The following is a 3,671-nucleotide window of genomic DNA, read 5'->3' as shown; positions in this document are numbered from 1 at the left end:
GCGGGATCGTCCGGCAGTGTGCCGAAGGTCTCCCGGACCGCCGCGAGTTGTGCGCCCCGGTACAGCGCGCCCTCGTCCCGGCCGAGCCCGTCCCAGGTCCGCGCCGCGTCGGTGAGCCTGCGGTGCAGGCGGAGCCGGTCGCGGTCCTGTTCGATCCAGCCGCGCAGCCGGGGCCAGCCCCGGATCAGGGCCTCGTGGGCCAGGTCGACCGCGCCGTCGTCGACGGTGAGCAGCCGGGCCCGCACCAGCCGTTCCAGGACCCGTTCCGACTCGGGCGCGCGGAGGAGTTCGCCGTGCCCGGCCGAGCGGCGGGTGTCCTCGGTGGCGTCGCCGGGGGATATCAGCCGCAGCAGCAGCTCGCGCGCGGCCTGTGCCTCCCGTTCGGTGAAGGCGCCGAAGACTTCCTCGGCGGTGTGGGCGATGGCGCCCTGGACCCCGCCGATCGCCTCGTACGCCGCCACGGTGAGGGTCCGTCCGCGCCGTCGGCGCCAGGTCTCCAGGAGGGCGTGGGACATCAGCGGCAGCCCGCCGGGCTCGTCGGCGACGTCCGCGACGACCCGGGCGGTGAGGGCCCGTTCCACGATCAGCCGCTGTGCCACGGCGGGGCCGACGACGGCCGCCCTGAGCTGCTCGGGCGTCATCGGTCCGACGAGCAGCACCGACTCCCTGAGAGCCGCGGCGAGCGCCGGGTGCTCGGCGCACCGCCCGGAGAAGTCGGCGCGCACGGCGATGACGACCCGGCAGCCGGAACCGGTCAACAGCTCCATGAACGCTTTCCGTTCGGCGGGGTCCCGGCAGAGGGTGAAGACCTCCTCGAACTGATCGACGAGCAGCAGCGCGCCGTCCGTCACCAGGGCCCGGTGGGTACGGGCGGGGGTGGGCCCGGGCGTGAGGATCCGGATCACGGAAGGGGCCGCTCTGCTCTCCGTCACGGCCTCCGTGGCACCCGCCGTCCGCGCCGCCCCTCTGAGCGCCGGGACCAGCCCCGCCCGCAGCAACGAGGACTTCCCGCTGCCGGAGGCGCCGACCAGGGCAGCGACGGGGTGGCGCCGGGTCAGCTCCAGCAGATCGGCGACGAGGTCGTCACGGCCGAAGAAGTGGTCGCTGTCGTCTGTTCCGTAGCGGGCGAGCCCGGGGTACGGGGCCGTGATGCCGTCCTCCACGACCACCACGGGCTCGTCGGCGAGGGCCCGCTGCCAGCGGCGTTCCCACTCCTCGGGGTCACCGCCGCAGGCGGCGACATAGGCGAGGGCGACGGGGAGCGAGGGGAGACGTTCCCCGGAGGCGGCCCCGGAGAGGGTGGGCGCGGAGTACGGGGAGCCCTCCGCCATCGCCCGGTAGGTGGGCGAGCCCACCGACTGCCGCAGGGCGCGCAGCTCGTACGCGAAGGACTCCACCGGTCCGTCGGCAGGGTCCAGCGGCTTCTCGCGACGTCCCATCCCCGTGCCCCGTCCGTTCCCGTCCCCGTACGGCACCCGGACCGTCCCGGTCCCCGCGCCGTCGCCCGTCCCCAGACCGTCGATCTGTCCCCGCGACGGTCACTCCGGAGCGTAGATCAATTGATGGGTGCGGCGTGAGAGGCCTGCTTATCAATACCATGGCCGATGGACTCGCCGCATGATCGATACCGGGACCATTCCCGTCACGTCACGTCGCCTCGCTCCCCGCGTTCCCGGCGCTCTTCGCGCACGCTGCCGCCGGTGCGGCGGCGTTCCGTTCCCACCGCCCGTGCCCGTGCGCCCTGGCAGGTCTGGCTGCCCCGCCCGCCGTACTGGCACTGCTGCTGGGGGTGTGGGGGCTGGAGCGCGAGGGGACGCTGTGGGGCGACGAGGCGGTCACCTACGACATGGCAGCCCGCGGGCTGCCGGAGATCTGGCGGACCCTCGGCACCGCGGACGCCGTCCACGGCCTCTGCTACCTGTTGATGCACGCGGTGTTCGCGGGCCGGGACCGGGGCTCGTGCCGCCGCGGCTGCCGTCCGTGCCGGCGACGGCCGCGTCCGCCGCCCTGGTGGCCCGGATCGGGCTGCACTTCCAGGCAGCGCCCGCTGTGGTCGGCGATGACGTTGATCTCCCCGGCCCGCACGCCGGAGCCCGCCGCCGACGCGGACGGGCCGAGCAGAGGGAGAGACGACAGCAGGACGGTCAGGCCCGCGACGGCGACGCCGGATCGGCGTGTGAGCGGTGTCGACATGGATGACTTCCGGAAGGGGAACGGCCTCACGGACCGCTGCCGGCCCTCCGGGTCACGGGGCGTGCGACGCCGCGCGGACGCGACGGCCGGTCCTGAGTTGAGGAAGGACCGTCGTCTCCTCCCCGGCTGACGGAGCGCTCACAAGGGGCCGGGCGGGGCCGGCTCCGACGAGCCGTCTCCGGACCTTCGATCTCCCCGCTCCGCCGCCGGCCGATATCGCGCAGGCGCTCAACGAGCTCTGCTGGACCCCGCTGCCGATCGCTGGCGCGGTGTCCGCGGCCACGGCCCCTCCCGTGGCATTCCAGGACCGTGTCGCGCACGACCCGCGCACTCTCTGCCGGCTCCGCGACTATGTGCGAGCGCACCAGTGGTTACCGGCCAGCGATACCGGAGACCTCCGCGCTGAACTCTCTCAGCTCGGGCCATGGGCGGTCCGCCGCTTTGACCAGCGGCGCTACCGAACGGGCCTGCCGGGAGACACACCCCGGATCCATCAGGCCCCCCGGATGGTCCATCTCGCACCCCGCGTTGGCCTGGAAGAGTGCTCCCTCCCGCACCGACGACAGGGTTTCCGACACTTTCCGTCATCGGCGGGGTGGAAGCACTCCTCGCGGCAGGACGGCCAGACGCTGTACGCACCGCCGCCCGAGGCGAGCAGGCCTTCCGGGCAGCACCGGACATGGCACCGGCGCTGCACCGTGGGGTCGAGCACTGCGCCGTGGTTCAGCGGTCGGCTCAGTCGAAGCGGAGTCTCTTGCGCCGGTTGCGGGCGAGCTGCTCGCGGTAGCCCTCTCCAGGAGCCGGGCCGCGAGGTTGATCCCCCGGGCCCGTGGTGTGTCCCGGCCCGGTCACCGGGCTCGGTCCGGGTCAGAGAGGGAGGGGTGCTCACCCCCGCTCCAACGACCGGCGGCCCGGCCGGATGTGAGCACCCGCGATGAAACGACTGGGCAGGCTGGTGACGGGTGCTCGCTACCCGGGCTGTCGAAACCAGGCCCCCTGGCAGCGCTGTAACCCCACCGGAGCACGCCGTCCGAAGCTCTGGGCAGGAGCAGGGCCAGGAGCGGGCCGTCATCCGTTCGGGTGATCGGATCGTCATTCCGGCCCGTGGGGGAGGGACGGCTGTTCGGCTCGCGGCCGTGATCACGCATTTGAGGCGTACCGCTGTGGCCACTGCCGTTTGCGCATGTGTGACCTGCACACCATCGGCTCGTTCACCGGCCGCGACGGCCGCGACGACCGCCCCGCGCGGTACGCAGCCGCTGTCGAGCGCGTCCCTCAGTTGGCGGCGTCGTATGCCGGACCGGACCCGCCCCCCTTGTCCCTCGTTGCGCCCGCCGCCCGGGACCGACACCCGGCGGCGGACAGCCGAGTCCCCGCGATGGTGCCCTCGACGCCTGACGGAGGCGGACGGGCTTCAGCCCGCAGCGGACCACCAGCAGAGCGAACGCTTCCGCGAGGAGCCGGGCCGCGAACGGTCC

Annotated in this window: 2 protein-coding genes; both read right to left on the bottom strand. The window is 73.7% G+C overall.

Going from position 1 to position 3,671, the window contains the following annotated elements; all coding sequences use genetic code 11:
* Positions 1-1,439, bottom strand: a 1,439-nt coding sequence (locus FF041_RS38410) for an nSTAND1 domain-containing NTPase (RefSeq protein WP_456154185.1), incomplete at its 3' end; no start/stop codon positions are given.
* A 475-nt stretch (positions 1,440-1,914) separates the two neighbouring features.
* Entirely contained in the window at positions 1,915-2,193 is a 279-nt protein-coding gene (locus FF041_RS38405) for a hypothetical protein (protein WP_194292301.1), read from the bottom strand.
* Positions 2,194-3,671 lie beyond the last annotated feature (1,478 nt).

Origin of the sequence: Streptomyces jumonjinensis, assembly GCF_009600885.1 — a bacterium.
In the GTDB taxonomy this organism is placed as follows: Bacteria; Actinomycetota; Actinomycetes; order Streptomycetales; family Streptomycetaceae; genus Streptomyces; species Streptomyces jumonjinensis.
This window is presented reverse-complemented; position numbering and strand designations above follow the sequence as displayed.